Annotated in this window: 14 protein-coding genes; 9 read left to right on the forward strand and 5 right to left on the reverse strand. The window is 54.4% G+C overall.

What is annotated here, in order from left to right; translation table 11 throughout:
• Window positions 1-8 precede the first annotated feature (8 nt).
• Window positions 9-746 (forward strand): SDR family NAD(P)-dependent oxidoreductase, encoded by a 738-nt coding sequence (locus SIK69_RS18915; RefSeq protein WP_319786788.1) that lies wholly within the window; start codon window positions 9-11, stop codon window positions 744-746.
• 37 nt (window positions 747-783) lie between these two features.
• Here the strand turns inward: SIK69_RS18915 and SIK69_RS18920 are convergent, their stop codons facing one another.
• From SIK69_RS18920 to SIK69_RS18930, 3 genes are all read right to left on the reverse strand, one after another.
• A complete protein-coding gene (locus tag SIK69_RS18920) occupies window positions 784-1,752 on the reverse strand; it encodes a hypothetical protein (RefSeq protein WP_319630311.1) in 969 nt (322 codons plus the stop codon).
• A gap of 49 nt (window positions 1,753-1,801) precedes the next feature.
• Window positions 1,802-2,602, reverse strand: a complete 801-nt coding sequence (locus SIK69_RS18925; RefSeq protein WP_319786789.1) for a MipA/OmpV family protein — start codon at window positions 2,600-2,602, stop codon at window positions 1,802-1,804.
• 190 nt (window positions 2,603-2,792) lie between these two features.
• Entirely contained in the window at window positions 2,793-3,710 is a 918-nt protein-coding gene (locus SIK69_RS18930) for a LysR family transcriptional regulator (RefSeq protein WP_319630309.1), read from the reverse strand.
• Between the two features lie 130 nt (window positions 3,711-3,840).
• Between SIK69_RS18930 and SIK69_RS18935 the strand changes: the two genes are divergently transcribed.
• Window positions 3,841-5,271, forward strand: a complete 1,431-nt coding sequence (locus SIK69_RS18935; protein ID WP_319630308.1) for an MFS transporter — start codon at window positions 3,841-3,843, stop codon at window positions 5,269-5,271.
• 72 nt (window positions 5,272-5,343) lie between these two features.
• Here the strand turns inward: SIK69_RS18935 and SIK69_RS18940 are convergent, their stop codons facing one another.
• Entirely contained in the window at window positions 5,344-5,772 is a 429-nt protein-coding gene (locus SIK69_RS18940; RefSeq protein ID WP_319630307.1) for an OsmC family protein, read from the reverse strand.
• A 46-nt stretch (window positions 5,773-5,818) separates the two neighbouring features.
• Window positions 5,819-6,880: an NAD(P)-dependent alcohol dehydrogenase gene (locus SIK69_RS18945; RefSeq protein ID WP_319630306.1), complete on the reverse strand. Its 1,062-nt coding sequence runs from the start codon at window positions 6,878-6,880 to the stop codon at window positions 5,819-5,821.
• Window positions 6,881-7,151: 271 nt separating this feature from the next.
• Here SIK69_RS18945 and sra point away from each other — a divergent pair, with 271 nt between their 5' ends.
• The 7 genes from sra (at window position 7,152) to SIK69_RS18980 (ending at window position 14,296) form a co-directional block, all read left to right on the forward strand.
• A complete protein-coding gene (gene sra / locus SIK69_RS18950; RefSeq protein ID WP_319630305.1) occupies window positions 7,152-7,292 on the forward strand; it encodes a stationary-phase-induced ribosome-associated protein in 141 nt (46 codons plus the stop codon).
• 193 nt (window positions 7,293-7,485) lie between these two features.
• Window positions 7,486-9,183 carry an NAD-dependent malic enzyme gene (locus SIK69_RS18955; protein WP_319786790.1) on the forward strand — a complete coding sequence of 566 codons (1,698 nt, stop codon included), beginning with the start codon at window positions 7,486-7,488 and terminating at the stop codon, window positions 9,181-9,183.
• A gap of 318 nt (window positions 9,184-9,501) precedes the next feature.
• The gene (locus SIK69_RS18960; protein ID WP_319630303.1) at window positions 9,502-11,214 is read left to right on the forward strand and encodes an ABC-F family ATP-binding cassette domain-containing protein; all 1,713 of its coding nucleotides are present in this window, start codon (window positions 9,502-9,504) and stop codon (window positions 11,212-11,214) included.
• A gap of 226 nt (window positions 11,215-11,440) precedes the next feature.
• Complete coding sequence (gene adhP / locus SIK69_RS18965; RefSeq protein WP_319630302.1) at window positions 11,441-12,451, forward strand: alcohol dehydrogenase AdhP; 1,011 nt, start codon at window positions 11,441-11,443, stop codon at window positions 12,449-12,451.
• Between the two features lie 250 nt (window positions 12,452-12,701).
• On the forward strand, window positions 12,702-12,887 hold the full coding sequence (locus SIK69_RS18970) for a DUF1120 domain-containing protein (RefSeq protein ID WP_319786791.1): 186 nt from the start codon (window positions 12,702-12,704) through the stop codon (window positions 12,885-12,887).
• Between the two features lie 55 nt (window positions 12,888-12,942).
• Window positions 12,943-13,386: a DUF1120 domain-containing protein gene (locus tag SIK69_RS18975; RefSeq protein WP_319787221.1), complete on the forward strand. Its 444-nt coding sequence runs from the start codon at window positions 12,943-12,945 to the stop codon at window positions 13,384-13,386.
• Between the two features lie 208 nt (window positions 13,387-13,594).
• A complete protein-coding gene (locus SIK69_RS18980) occupies window positions 13,595-14,296 on the forward strand; it encodes a fimbria/pilus chaperone family protein (protein ID WP_319786792.1) in 702 nt (233 codons plus the stop codon).
• Window positions 14,297-14,329 lie beyond the last annotated feature (33 nt).

The raw sequence follows: 14,329 nt of genomic DNA on the forward strand, positions 1-14,329 counted from the left end.
GCAAGGAGATGATGATGTCACGCATTTTTGTTACAGGTTCAACCGACGGTCTTGGCAAAGCGGTTGCTCAGGCGTTGATGCAGCAAGGTCACGATATGGTGTTACATGCTCGCCATCACGGAAGGATTGAAGCGGTTGACGCCTTGCTATCTCAGGGCGCAGAGATAGTAACCGGGGATCTTGCTGACCTGTCACAAACCAAAGCCATAGCCGAGCACATCAATCGAACAGGTCCGGTTGATGTCATCATCCACAATGCGGGTATTATCTCTGGAAAAGCGCTTTTTCAGGTCAATGTGGTGGCCCCCTGGTTACTCAGCGTGTTAATCGCCCGGCCATCCAGGATGATTTTTTTAAGCAGCAGTATGCATTTTGACGGTCGGATACCTGACACCAATGAGCGCTGGGAAAAGTACATTTCCACCGTGGACTATTCAGACAGCAAACTTCTGCTCACCACGCTGTCTTTTGCCCTGGCACGCATTTGGGAAGATGTGGTCATTAATGCGGTTGATCCCGGATGGGTTGCCACCAAAATGGGGGGTGTAAATGCCCCAGATGATTTCACCAAGGGCATTGAAACGCAGCAATGGCTCGCTACGGCGACGGACGCCTGTGCATTATCTTCCGGGGGTTACTGGCATTATCAGAAGCAACGTGAGCCGCACAAAGAAACCAGAAATATTGCCTTCCAGGAGGCATTGCTCCGCTACCTGGAAAAAATCACTGGTGTGAAAATTCAGTAATCATTGCGTCAGTTCATGGTATACGCTGCGCCAACGGTTAGAAACTCATCGCCAGACCGATGCCATAGCCGCTGGTGTTTTCGCCAAACATGTAGCGCGCCACCAGCCGGGTGCGGGTGATAAACACCGGATATTTACTGCTGTCGAGTTCCAGACCCAGCCCGACGGAGCTCAGGCTGTTGAAGCCCAGTTGGCCGCGCTGTTCGCCGAGATATTCGGTATGCGCACCTTCCAGTACGTAGCGCATCGGGCTTTGCAGCAGCGTCCAGTCAAACAAGGGCGCACGACGACGCAGGTAAAGCCCGAGGTTTTCAGCATTTGCCTCGCCCTTTACCCCCTCAGAGGTGCTGCCAAACGTCTGGAGATTCATCGCTGAATAGCGCAGCTCAACGTCAATATCCTGCGGCGCGGAAATCAGTTCATAGTCCAGCATCAACGACCCCCCCAGACCGTAGGCATTGAGCCTGCCGCCATCCAGGAATTTGAAATCGGCATCGCGGCGTTTCTCAACCACAAAGCTGCCAATCCGTACATCGCTGGCCATCGTCCCGAGCATAAAATTGGCTATCGGACGCAGCACCAGATTTCCGCCCCAACGGTCGGTATGCAGTTTAAAATCCCAGCCGATGCCGCCGGTGGCGGTCAGACTGTTCCATTTGGTGGGAATACTTCGGGTTTCGGTGCCATTAGAAAAGACAAAATGCGGATCGTAACGGCTGTAGCCCATCGCGCCTTCGAGATAGATCGGAACGCTGTCGCTGAGCGTCGCCCCGCCGCCGAACTGAGTCATCGACAGGTCGTTACTCTCGCCGCTGCCGTTATTAATATTCAGGTCGCTGGCGGTGACGTCGGGGAATACCGAATAGCTCATTAAGGAGAGAACCGCATCCGCACGCTGCTTAATACGGCTCCCGTCCGCCGCGGCATCGCTACATGCGACGTAAAACGCGGCGCAAAGACAAATCGTCTGCGGCAGGAAACGACGTTCCGGGAATATTACAGTCATCGGTGTTCACACCTCCCGCAGCCTGAAACAAACTCCTCGTGTGTATGCCCTACCAGGTATAGCCCACCCCGGCGATGACATAAAACTCCCCTTTGTGCTGCACTATCGGGCTGTCGGCAATATCGTTGTCGTACAGTTCGTAGTTGGCGGCAAACAGCCCCATCCAGTGCGGGCTGAAACGGTAGCTGGTGACCACTGCCGCCATCGGCGACACCGTGGTTCCGGTGTCCCACGCTTCGCGCTGCGGGGTGGCTTCTTCTGATGAAACACCGCCAAAATAGTAGTTCGCCATTTTTTTGCTGCGGATCATTACGCCCATGCCCGGCATGACCAGCAAATTATCACGAACGATCGGGAAATCTGCCCAAAGCAACAGTTCCTGGCCGTTGCTGCGCCCGGTGACATCCGAGGCGAAACGGGCGGAAAACAGCGCGTACGGGGTGATGATTGTCCCGCCGACCCCGGCTTCAAGTTCACCTTTACGCTTATGCATCCCGTGCAGAGAATCGGCGTCATCCGGGTCAAGGTTGCCAAAGCGATAGCGACCGTATCCATACAACGCCACGTTATCATCGAAATGGAAGTAGTAGCGTGCCCGATCGCCGAGATACATCAGGTTATCGCCGAAATAGAGCCCGCCTGGAATGAAGTACGTGCTGTTATCCTGGTCTTTATAGCGTGCCTGGCCGCCCAGCGTGGCGGCACCGACGACAAACCCCTTTGGTACCGGGCTGTTCGGATTATCTCGCGCCAGAATATCCATCGAGCCGAGATCCACTTCGGCACAGGCATACGAACTGAAAAGCCATAGCGCGCTAAGCGCAGCCGCGGCGGTGCGGTTAAATGTCATTATTATTCCTGAACATGCTGTTGGCTTTCATAGGGCAACAATAGAATGCTTAAATTTATCAACCGATTAATGTAGCCGCATCCCGACATAAAACCAAAAACTTCGCGACAGGATCGTCCTAATCATCATGAAACGAAGCCGTGCGCTTCGCGATGAAAAGAGCCTGGCACAACGCCAGACACTTTGCGAGTCAGACTGATAACTCCCAAGGATACCGCTGCTGGCAGACCGCCAATACCGTTTGTCGTAGCCAGCGATGGGCCGAGTCGACTTCCATGCGCGGGTGCCACATTTGCGAGATGGTGATAGGCCGGGTTTTAAACGGCAGTTCAAACACGTGCAGGTGAATCTGTGACTGCTGAAGGAATGAAGCCGGAACGAGCGCGATAAGATCGGACGCCTGCGCTACCGCCAGCGCCGAGGGAAAGCCCGGCACGATACTGACAATGTTCCGCGTCAGCCCTAACGCGGCCAGAGCTTCATCAACCGGGCCGTGCGGTTGACCGCGCCGGGAAGCCACCACATGCCCCCAGCGAATATAAGCATTCACATCAACGGATTCTGCCGCGGCCAGTGGATGCTCTTTGCGCACTACGCCAACATAGCGATCGCGAAACAGGGTCTGCAGCCGAATTTCCGGCCCCATATTGCTCTGTACACCAATCTCTATATCCACCAGGCCTTCACGCAGATAACGGGTGTTTTTCTCCGGCTTCGGCATAAAGCGCAGACACACCCTCGGCGCGACCTTCGCCACGGCGGCGATCAGCGCTGGGCCGAACGCGTCAACAAACCCGTCGTTGGTGCGCAGCGTGAATTCCCTCTCAAGCTGCGCAAGATTCAGTTCAACGGATGCGGGTTGCAGGACCGCCCTTGCCTCCAGCACCGCGTTGCGTGCCCGGTCGCGATTCGCCTGAGCATACGGCGTTAGCACCATGATTCGTCCAGCGCGTACCAGCAGTGGATCGCCGGTCACTTCGCGTAAGCGACCTAAAGTGCGGCTCATTGCTGAGGTACTCAAACTCAGGCGGCGGGCCGCCCCGACCACGCTGGCTTCGGTCAGCAGCGCATCAAGGGCAGTCAGCAAATTAAAATCGGGATCGGTCATCAACATGTTTCCCTGAAAGCGTAGATAAGGCGTTTGATGCAACTATACAGTAGCAATGCTGCGTCTTCTGCCTATTTTGGATTGCGCATAAAGTTGCCTCATCAACATATCCCCTGACGAGACAAAAATAATGGAACTCTTTTCTGATAAACCCGGCGACGAAGGATTACCTGGCCGTGAGCGCGCCCTGGTGATGGCCGCCGTCATGACCACCACCCTGATGGCCGTATTCGACGGGTCGATGGTCAATATCGCCCTGCCTCAAATGGCGCGATCCCTACAGGTTAGCGCCCCGGTGGCGGTCTGGTTTGCTAACGGGTATCTGCTCTCCGCCGCCATGACGCTGGCCATTTTCGCCGCGCTGGCGACCCGCTTCGGCTTTCGCCCGGTGTTTATTTTCGGCCTGAGTCTGTTCACATTGACCTCGCTCGGCTGCGCGGTGTCCTCTTCCGCTGAGATGCTGATCGTGATGCGGGTATTGCAGGGCGTCGGCGGGGCTGCAACGCTGAGCATCGCCCCGGCGATATTACGCTCAGTATTTCCGGGTCGCCTGCTGGGCCGCATTCTTGGCCTCAATGCGCTGTTGATTGCGGCCAGTACCGCGCTTGCTCCGGTATTAGGCGGCACGCTGCTTGGCACGTTGAGCTGGCAGTGGCTGTTTGCTATTAACGTCCTGCCGGGTCTGGTGGCGCTGGGGCTGGCTATCAACGCCATTCCGCACAAACCGATGCTGAATACACGACGCTTCGATGTCACTGGAGCGGTCCTTTCCGCCACAATGCTTGGTGCGCTCATCATGGCCGCCAACGGTTTTGCCGAACCTCACGCGGTGAACCACACGCTCAATGCCACGATAACGGGTTGGAGTGTGCTGGCGCTGATCGGCGGGGTGGGCTTCGTCTGGCATATTCGGCAGGCTGAACAGCCGCTACTGCCGCCGATGATTTTCCGCTCCGGGCGTTTTTCCCTCGCCGCGCTGACGTCATTGGCGTCGTTTATTAGCCAGGGAATCACCTTCGTCGCCCTGCCGTTCCTGTTCCAGAGTGTGTATGGCTACAGTGCCTTTACCTCAGCGCTGCTGTTTACCCCGTGGCCGGTCGGCATTGTTCTGGTCGCGCCACACGCCGGGAGGCTGGCCGATAAATACGCCCCAGCGGTCATTTCTACGGTTGGACTGCTGGTGTTTGTGGTTGGGCTGGCATTGTTGGCAACGTTACCCGCGCACGCGGCAGCCTGGGATATCGGCCTGCGCAGTCTGGTGTGCGGCATGGGGTTTGGCTGTTTTCAAAGCCCGAATAATCGGGAGATGCTATCAAACGTGGCGCGGGAATACAGCGGCTATGCCTCAGGCGTGCTGGCGATTATGCGTACCTTCGGACAATGCCTGGGTGCAGCGTTAGTGGGCGTATTATTGGCGGTAATGGCGACATCAACCAACGTCGCGCTGGAGGAACAGGCGGTAAGAATGAGTTTATGGCTGGCCGTCGCTGCATCCGGGCTGGCTATTTTGCTGAGTCTGAGTCGCCTGCACCGCCATCAGCAGCATGATGCACAGGCATAAAAAAGCCCGATAGCGCTAGCGCTTATCAGGCCTGGAGAATTGGCAAGCTTGCGCTGCCGGGCATTCAAAGAATCAATTCAGTTTATAGTCGAGGGTTATCTCGGCTTTCAGAACCTGAGACACCGGGCAACCCGCTTTGGCTTTCTGGATAATTTCATCAAAGGTGCCTGGGTCAATATCTGGCACCGCAATTTTGCTTTGCAGCGCCACTTTAGTAATCGCAAAACCGGCGTCGACTTTATCCAGCGACACGGTGGCTTCGGTGTCAATTGAGGTGGCGGTATATCCGGCTTCGCTCAGCATCAACGACAGCGCCATTGAGAAGCAGGAAGCGTGCGCCGCAGCGATCAGCTCTTCCGGATTGGTGCCTTTCGCGCCCTCGAAACGGGTGTTAAAGCCGTACGGTTGCTTCTCAAGCGCTCCGCTTTCGGTGGAAACGGTGCCTTTACCGCGTTTCAGATCGCCTTCCCAGTGTGCCTGACCTTTCTTGTGGATTGTCATCGTTTACTCCTTTTTCCATTGGACCGTTAAGTATAGAACATCGACTTCACAGCGTCGGGGCCGCAGCCTGTAGCGACGCCATATCAATCACGAAGCGGTATTTCACATCACTTTTCTGCATCCGCTCGTACGCATGATTGATATCCTGAATGTTGATAACTTCGACATCCGCGGCAATGCCTTTTTCCGCGCAGAAATCGAGCATCTCCTGCGTTTGTGCAATCCCGCCAATCGCCGAACCGGCTATCGAGCGCCGATTAATGAGCATTGGAACGGTGTTAAATTGCGGCACATCGCCGAGCAGACCGACGAAGACCAGCGTGCCGTCCAACGCCAGCGTGGGGAGATACGGATTAATATCATGCTCATAGGGAACGGTATCGATAATCAGATCAAACTGATTTTTCACCGATTCCATCTGTTTTGCGTCTGAAGACAGCACGACATTATTGGCTCCCAGACGACGGGCATCGGCTTCTTTCCCCGCCGAGCGGGTAAACAGGGTGACCTCTGCGCCCAGCGCGTGCGCCAGCTTCAGCCCCATATGCCCGAGACCGCCGAGGCCAATCACCGCCACTTTGCTGTTTTCATCAATATTCCAATGACGCAGCGGCGACCAGGTCGTTATCCCGGCGCACAGCAGCGGTGCCGCGCCTTTCAGATCCAGGCCATCCGGCACGCGCAACACGAAATCCTGACTCGCCAGAATGAATTGCGAATAGCCGCCGTAGGTCGGCTGATGATCGTGGCGGTCATGGCCGTTGTAGGTCTGCACATTCCCTTCTTCGCAATATTGCTCTAATCCATCTTTACAGGGCGAACAGACCCGGCAGGAATCGACCATGCAACCGATAGCCGCAAGATCGCCCGGCTTGAATTTTGTGACACTGTCACCAACGGCGGTAACACGACCGACGATTTCATGACCCGGAACCAGCGGATAGGTGCTAAATCCCCAATCGTTGCGCGCCTGATGCAGGTCAGAATGACACACGCCGCAGTACAGAACTTCGAGGGTCACGTCGTCCGATCGCGGCTCACGACGCTCAAAGGAATACGGGGCCAGCGGCGCGGTCGGATTTTGTGCTGCATAACCTAACACTTTCATGGGCAGACCTCACAAAGACTAAACGGGAAACCTCATCGCGAATCAACAAGCTTAGCCTACTCAAATGTCGTTGTGATGGCGGTCGCACAAAGGGTTAAACATCAGGGCTGATTGTCAGAGAGTTCCGGAAAGCGCCTGCTGGTGTTGCTATTTTGCGCGCAATGGTCAAGTATCAATCACGCAGGCAGAAGTCTTGTCTGCGCTAAGGGGTAAATTTCGCCCGGTCATCCGGGATTGACCTTGAAACCATTCACAGGATTAAGGAGTCATCATGAAATCGAACCGTCAGGCACGTCATATCCTTGGCTTGAACTACAAGCTGTCCAACCAGAAAAAAGTCCTTATCGAAGGCGATTCGGAAACTCAGGTAAACCATTCCCACGCAACAGGCCGTAAACGCCGCACCGAGTAATTCCAGGCTATTGAGCCGTTTTCCGATAAAGACCGACACCATCGCGCACCTGCGATGGTGTTTTTTTAGTTATTGAACTGACGCTTTTTCCCTTTTTATTAACACTTGCTTTATACTTTGCCGCGCCGAAGTACCCGCCCGCCCTACCCGCTATGCACGTCCGGGCAGGCAGTGATGACAAAGGATCAGTGAGATGTTAATCAACCATAAAAACAACCGTTCTCTTTATATCCCCTATGCAGGCCCCGTGTTACTGGAGTTTCCTCTGCTCAACAAAGGCAGCGCTTTTAGCCTCGAGGAACGTCGCAATTTCAATCTGTTAGGCCTCCTGCCTGCGGTGGTGGAAACCATCGAAGAACAGGCCGAGCGTGCCTGGATCCAGTATCAGGGCTTCAAGACTGAAATCGATAAGCACATTTACCTGCGCAATATCCAGGATACCAACGAGACCCTCTTTTATCGTCTGGTCGAAAATCACCTCGACGAGATGATGCCCGTTATCTATACCCCAACCGTGGGTGCCGCCTGTGAGCGTTTCTCTGAGATCTACCGTCGCTCGCGCGGGGTGTTTATCTCCTACGAAAACCGGCACAACATGGACGATATTCTGCAAAACGTGCCCAACCACAATATCAAAGTGATTGTGGTGACCGACGGCGAGCGTATTCTCGGCCTTGGCGATCAGGGCATCGGCGGGATGGGGATCCCCATCGGTAAACTGTCGCTGTATACCGCCTGTGGCGGCATCAGCCCGGCGTATACCCTGCCGGTGGTACTCGACGTGGGCACCAACAATCAGCAGTTGCTCAACGATCCGCTGTACATGGGCTGGCGTCATCCCCGTATCACCGACGACGAGTATTATCAGTTTGTGGATGATTTTATTCAGGCGGTGAAACAGCGCTGGCCAAACGTGCTGTTGCAGTTTGAAGACTTCGCGCAGAAAAACGCAATGCCGCTGTTGAACCGCTATCGGGATGAGATTTGCTCGTTTAACGATGATATTCAGGGCACCGCCGCAGTGACTGTGGGGACGCTGATTGCCGCCAGCCATGCAGCGGGCAGCCAGCTCAGCGAACAGAAAATTGTGTTCCTCGGCGCAGGTTCCGCAGGCTGCGGGATAGCTGAACAAATCGTGGCGCAAATCCAGCGTGAAGGCCTGAGCGAAGACCAGGCGCGGGCGCGCGTGTTTATGGTTGACCGTTTTGGCCTGCTCACCGATCAGATGCCGAACCTGCTGCCGTTCCAGAACAAACTGGTGCAGAAGCGAGACAGCCTCAGCAACTGGGATACCCGCGAAGATGTCCTGTCGTTGCTGGACGTGGTGCGCAACGTGAAGCCGGATATTCTGATCGGCGTCTCGGGCCAGACCGGGCTTTTCACTGAAGAAATTATTCGTGAAATGCACAAGCACTGCCCTCGCCCTATCGTTATGCCGCTGTCGAACCCGACCTCCCGCGTTGAAGCGACCCCTCAGGACATCATTACCTGGACCGAAGGCTGCGCGCTGGTCGCCACCGGTAGCCCGTTCGCGCCAGTGACGTGGAAAGAGAAAACCTACCCGATTGCGCAGTGCAACAACTCCTACATCTTCCCGGGCATTGGTCTGGGAGTGATCGCATCCGGCGCGTCACGCATTACCGATGAGATGCTGATGTCGGCCAGTGAAACGTTGGCCAAGCACTCGCCGCTGGTGAACAATGGTGAAGGCCTGGTGTTACCGGAATTGAAGGATATTCATACCGTATCGCGGGCTATTGCCTTTGCCGTGGGTAAAATGGCGCAGCAGCAAGGCGTCGCGGTGAAGACTTCTGCTGAAGCCCTGCAACAGGCGATTGAAGATAACTTCTGGCAGCCGGAATACCGCAGCTACCGTCGGACCTCTATCTAACGTTTTGCCTGATGGGGCTTAGTTTTACAGACCTACCGAAAATAGTAGGCTTGTAAAACTAAGCCCCGTCGGGCACTCTCATTCCACCCATCAATCTCTTGAATATAAAAAAGGAGGATCCCATGCTGTATTGTGAAAAGTTTACTTTTTCACGTACTTTTGGCGATCGCACCTGCTCAAGCGTTATCCGTACCGTGCTGCGATAACATCGGCTTGAGCGAAGACACCAAAGACTGAATCCCTTCCTCGGGCTTACCGGGTTATCGTCGGCGTTATCTGACGAGGCGTTTTTACGCCAGTAACACTTGAGTAAGTTCTATGACCACATTATTAAGCGCGCACTCGCTGTGCAGCGAAACGGCCTTCGGCCAGCTGTTTTCTGACCTCTCTTTCACCCTTCAAAAGGGCTCTCGCGTCGGGCTTATCGGCTATAACGGCTGTGGCAAAAGCACCCTGTTAAAACTGCTGGATGGCACCCTGGCCCCCACCTCTGGCACGATTTCTGTCGCCGGTCACTGTCTGCTCTCCCGCGTAGAACAGCACTTACCGGAATCGCTCGGCCCGCTGACGATGCTGGAGGCAGTGCTCAATAACCTTCCCACCACGGAGCGCGACGTTCAGCGCTGGCGAGCCGAAGCTTTGCTGGGTGAAATGGGTTTTAGCCCCGTGGATATCACCTTAACCGCTGCCACGCTGAGCGGGGGGCAACATACCCGCCTGCTGCTGGCCCGGGCGTTAATCACCTCCCCGGATCTGCTGTTGCTGGATGAACCCGGTAACCATCTGGACCTGCCGACGCTGCTGTGGCTGGAGCGTTTCCTTAACGGCTGGAACGGGAGTTTTATCGTGGTCTCGCACGATCAGCAGTTACTCGACAACGTGACCAATACCAGTTGGATCCTGCGCGACCGTAAGTTGCATAGCTTTTCCCTCCCCTGTAGCGCCGCCCGTCAGGCGCTGTCGGCCCAGGACGAAAGCGATGCGCAGCGTTTCAAAGCCGAACAGAAGGAAATCGACCGGATCACCGCCAGTGCTAAACGGCTTGCCATCTGGGGGCATGTGTACGACAACGAAGATTTGTCGCGAAAAGCCAAACAGATGGAGAAGCAGGTTGAACGGCTGAAAGAGAGCCAGAGCGACGTCACCGCCGGGAGTCAGTGGCGTTTGCAGCTGCAAGGCGACATGCTTCGGGCTGACCGTTTGCTGGAGCTGGAAAATCTGTCCGTGTCACCGGCTGAAGGCGTGGCACCGCTATTCAACCTCCCCATCGCAAGACTGAAAAGCGGCGACCGGGTGGCGGTGATTGGCCGCAACGGCTGCGGAAAATCCTCGTTGTTACGGCTAATCTGGCAGCAATATCGGCAAAACAGGTTAGCCGACGGACTGAAAATCCATCCGCGCGTGGAATTGGGGTATTACGACCAAACGCTGCATCAGTTAGCCGATGAGGCCACGCTATTTGACGCCCTGGAACCGTTCGCCCCCGCACCGGAAGCACGGAAAATGGCACTCATCAGCGCCGGATTTGCGTGGAATCGGCACGGTCAACGCGTCGATTCTCTCAGCGGAGGGGAACGTTCGCGACTACTGTTCATCGGCCTGACTCTGGCGCGTTACAGCCTGCTGATGCTCGACGAACCGACCAACCACCTCGACATGGAAGGCAAAGAGGCGCTGGCTGAGACACTGCAATCCTTCGCCGGTGGCGTGCTGCTGGTGAGCCACGACCGGCATCTGATGCAGCAGAGCTGTAATCGCTTCTGGCTGATTGAAAACGGGGTGTTAGAAGAGTGGCACGATGCCGATGCCGCATGGGAGCGCTTGCGCGAGCCTGCGGGTACGCAGCCCGCGCCCCCCGTGCGGACGGGATCTCCCGTTCAGAGCCAGGACGACGTGCTCGAGCAGCTGATCGCGCTGGAAACGCTGCTGGCGGACGATATCGCCCGCAAAACAAAACACCAGAAGCCTCATTTGCAGGCGCAATGGCGACAAGAGATAACCCGGCTCAACGCGCTAATTGAAAGGCTGTAGCCCTCTCAGGCACCTTCGGGTGCCTTTTTTATCTACAACAGCAGTCATTCATAACTGAATCTAATGGATTTTCCCGCAGGGATAACTACCATTTCCTGTAGAATTATTACTTTATGTTACAGCTCCCTTGCTAATTTCGCAGAAAGCTTTAACTCTAAAGGAGTAACGACGTACCTCATTACGCCGTGCCTGCATCGCAGATTTTCATCACTAAAAGGAGAGATCTATGAAGGCTGCAGTAGTTACCCAGGACCATCAGGTTAACGTCACTGAAAAAACACTCCGTCCGCTGAAACATGGCGAAGCGTTATTGAAAATGGAATGCTGTGGGGTCTGCCACACCGACCTGCACGTTAAAAATGGTGATTTCGGCGATAAAACCGGCGTCATTTTGGGACATGAAGGTATCGGTGTCGTCAAAGAAGTCGGCCCCGGCGTGACCTCGCTGAAACCCGGTGATCGTGCCAGCGTGGCGTGGTTCTTCGAAGGCTGTGGGCATTGTGAATATTGTAATAGCGGCAACGAAACGCTGTGCCGCGCGGTGAAAAACGCGGGTTACTCCGTCGATGGCGGTATGGCCGAAGAGTGTATCGTGGTTGCGGATTATGCGGTCAAAGTGCCTGACGGCCTGGAATCCGCCGCCGCCAGCAGCATCACCTGCGCGGGCGTAACCACCTATAAAGCGGTGAAAATCTCCGGCATCAAACCGGGCCAATGGATTGCCATCTACGGCCTCGGCGGCCTCGGAAACCTGGCGATGCAATATGCTAAAAACGTATTCAATGCCAAAGTTATCGCGCTCGACGTCAATGACGAACAGTTAAAACTGGCCGCAGAGATGGGAGCCGATTTAACCATCAATTCACGTAGCGAAGATGCGGCGAAAATTGTGCAAGAAAAAACCGGCGGCGCGCATGCCGCGGTGGTTACCGCAGTGGCAAAAGCCGCGTTTAACTCCGCTGTCGATGCGGTTCGGGCCGGTGGCCGCGTAGTGGCCGTGGGTCTGCCGCCAGAATCAATGAGCCTCGATATTCCGCGTCTGGTGCTGGATGGCATTCAGGTGGTGGGCTCCCTGGTCGGCACCCGTCAGGATCTGATCGAAGCGTTCCAGTTTGCCGCCGAAGGTAAAGTGGTGCCGAAAGTGACGATGCGTCCACTGGGTGACATCAACGCTATCTTTAAAGAGATGGAACAGGGGCAGATCCGCGGTCGTATGGTTATCGACCTGCGCCATTAAGTATCATTGCCCCTCAAAATCCGGGCAGCCCTGCCCGGATTTAATCTTAAATACAGATTAAAAAACAAAAGCTATTAATGCGTTAGTTAATGCCTAAGGTTAACTAACGGAGTCTGTTAGACCTCCTAATTTCCTTTAAGCGAATAGTCGCGATAATACGGCAAGAATTAATATTCTTTTTGATTTTATTCGCTGAATTTTACAGCAGCCATCAATATTATTAACCTAATATTAATAATCAAGGTATCCAATGAAAAAAATTGTGCTAGCCACTGTTCTGGCTACGACTGTGTCTTCTGCTTTCGCCGCAGAAACTGCGACACTTAACGTGAAGGGAACGCTCACCACCGGTATCTGCACACCTACGCTGAGCAATGGCGGTGAAGTTGATTTCGGTATCATCGAACTGAGTACGCTTTCAGCGTCGGCTGATTAACCAGTTGGGCCAGAAAACTATCACCCTGAGTATCAATTGCGATAATCCAACTAAAGTGGCTTTCACCACCATGGACGATCGCCAGGATTCCTTGAAAAATCTCAATATTGTCGGTGGCGGCGCAGACGGTCGTGATATTCCTGAATCCACGGGTCAATACGGGCTGGGTAAAACTGCAGAAGGCGTGAATATTGGCGCATATTCCATTGCCGTCAATACCGCACTTGTCACCACCGAAGCCGGCAGCAAGGCGACCATCGATCAGGAACTCAATTCTGAAGAGTGGGTCAACTCGGTTGGGGGCATAACAATCGATGGCCGTCCCGGTTTTGGTCGCAAATTTACCGTGGCAGACACAGGTACAACGGTTCCTGTCGCCTTTACCGAAGCCGTGTTCCCGCTTCTGGTTACCGCAGCTATCGACTCCACCACCAATCTGGGGATTACTGACAACACCCCATTAGATGGTCAGGCGACAATCAGTCTGGTTTATCTGTAATTATTATCCCTTAGGGAAAATGACATTCCCATTATTTAAGCACTCATTGATATGAGTGCTTTCGATATTACCGCAAGGATTGGCGAGCATTTCTACGTATCGATAAAACCACCCACTCTTATTTTATCGCCAATCTGAAGCGGCATCTCGCGCTTCAGTAACCAACCATTCGCCCACTATTTGGGCATGATGAAAGGATTAACTGAGTATGTTTTTAACGCGCGTGCTTATCATCTCACTACCTTTATTAGGTGCCGCCCTCTACACCTTACCAGTGAAAGCCGCTGGTATTGTGCCAGAAACCTCTTTACTGATGATTGAAGAAGCCGATATGGGCGGCACATTGAATTTAACCAATACCGATTCCCATCCCAATTTGCTTTACACCACTATTACCGACCTGCCGGATGATCAAGGTACGCATCTTATGGTGACCCAGCCGGTGGTCCGCGTTGAGGCGGGCCAGACTCAGCAGCTGCGATTTATCCTGCGTTCGGATAAACCACTGACCACCGAGCATTTAAAACGCGCGATTTTTGAAGGTATCCCGCCGAAAGACCCGTCCAAAAAAATGAAGATTGGTTTTAACCTGCGTCAGGATATTCCCGTGCTGATTCATCCTAAAGGCCTGCCCGTGGTGAAAGATGCCTGGAAATTGCTGCAATGGTCCGCTACGGGCACCACCATGACAGTGAAAAATCCGAGCCCCTATGTAGTCCGTCTGGCGCAAAACGTCAAAACGCTGCCTTCAGGGGCGAACGGCATATTAGCGAAAACCTACATTCTGCCCGGCGAAACCATGACGACCAAACTCAATAAAACGGCGGAGAGCGACGGTCAACTGCAGTTCATCCCTGCCAGCCGCTATGGAATTGACGTACCGAGTTTCACGGCCCCGCTGAACCAATAACGTTTGATACAAGCCATTGACCGATCGGATCCC

The sequence above is a fragment of the Scandinavium lactucae genome, from assembly GCF_033843265.1.
GTDB classification, from domain to species: Bacteria; Pseudomonadota; Gammaproteobacteria; order Enterobacterales; family Enterobacteriaceae; genus Scandinavium; species Scandinavium lactucae.

Excerpts from the sequence above, each read along its gene's own strand:
- SIK69_RS18970 (WP_319786791.1), top strand. The coding sequence starts at position 12,702 with ATGAAAAAAATTGTGCTAGCCACTGTTCTGGCTACGACTGTGTCTTCT.
- sra (WP_319630305.1), top strand. The coding sequence starts at position 7,152 with ATGAAATCGAACCGTCAGGCACGTCATATCCTTGGCTTGAACTACAAG.
- SIK69_RS18935 (WP_319630308.1), top strand. The coding sequence starts at position 3,841 with ATGGAACTCTTTTCTGATAAACCCGGCGACGAAGGATTACCTGGCCGT.
- adhP (WP_319630302.1), top strand. The coding sequence starts at position 11,441 with ATGAAGGCTGCAGTAGTTACCCAGGACCATCAGGTTAACGTCACTGAA.
- SIK69_RS18925 (WP_319786789.1), bottom strand. The coding sequence starts at position 2,602 with ATGACATTTAACCGCACCGCCGCGGCTGCGCTTAGCGCGCTATGGCTT.
- SIK69_RS18930 (WP_319630309.1), bottom strand. The coding sequence starts at position 3,710 with ATGACCGATCCCGATTTTAATTTGCTGACTGCCCTTGATGCGCTGCTG.
- SIK69_RS18940 (WP_319630307.1), bottom strand. The coding sequence starts at position 5,772 with ATGACAATCCACAAGAAAGGTCAGGCACACTGGGAAGGCGATCTGAAA.
- SIK69_RS18915 (WP_319786788.1), top strand. The coding sequence starts at position 9 with ATGATGATGTCACGCATTTTTGTTACAGGTTCAACCGACGGTCTTGGC.
- SIK69_RS18955 (WP_319786790.1), top strand. The coding sequence starts at position 7,486 with ATGTTAATCAACCATAAAAACAACCGTTCTCTTTATATCCCCTATGCA.
- SIK69_RS18980 (WP_319786792.1), top strand. The coding sequence starts at position 13,595 with ATGTTTTTAACGCGCGTGCTTATCATCTCACTACCTTTATTAGGTGCC.
- SIK69_RS18945 (WP_319630306.1), bottom strand. The coding sequence starts at position 6,880 with ATGAAAGTGTTAGGTTATGCAGCACAAAATCCGACCGCGCCGCTGGCC.
- SIK69_RS18960 (WP_319630303.1), top strand. The coding sequence starts at position 9,502 with ATGACCACATTATTAAGCGCGCACTCGCTGTGCAGCGAAACGGCCTTC.
- SIK69_RS18920 (WP_319630311.1), bottom strand. The coding sequence starts at position 1,752 with ATGACTGTAATATTCCCGGAACGTCGTTTCCTGCCGCAGACGATTTGT.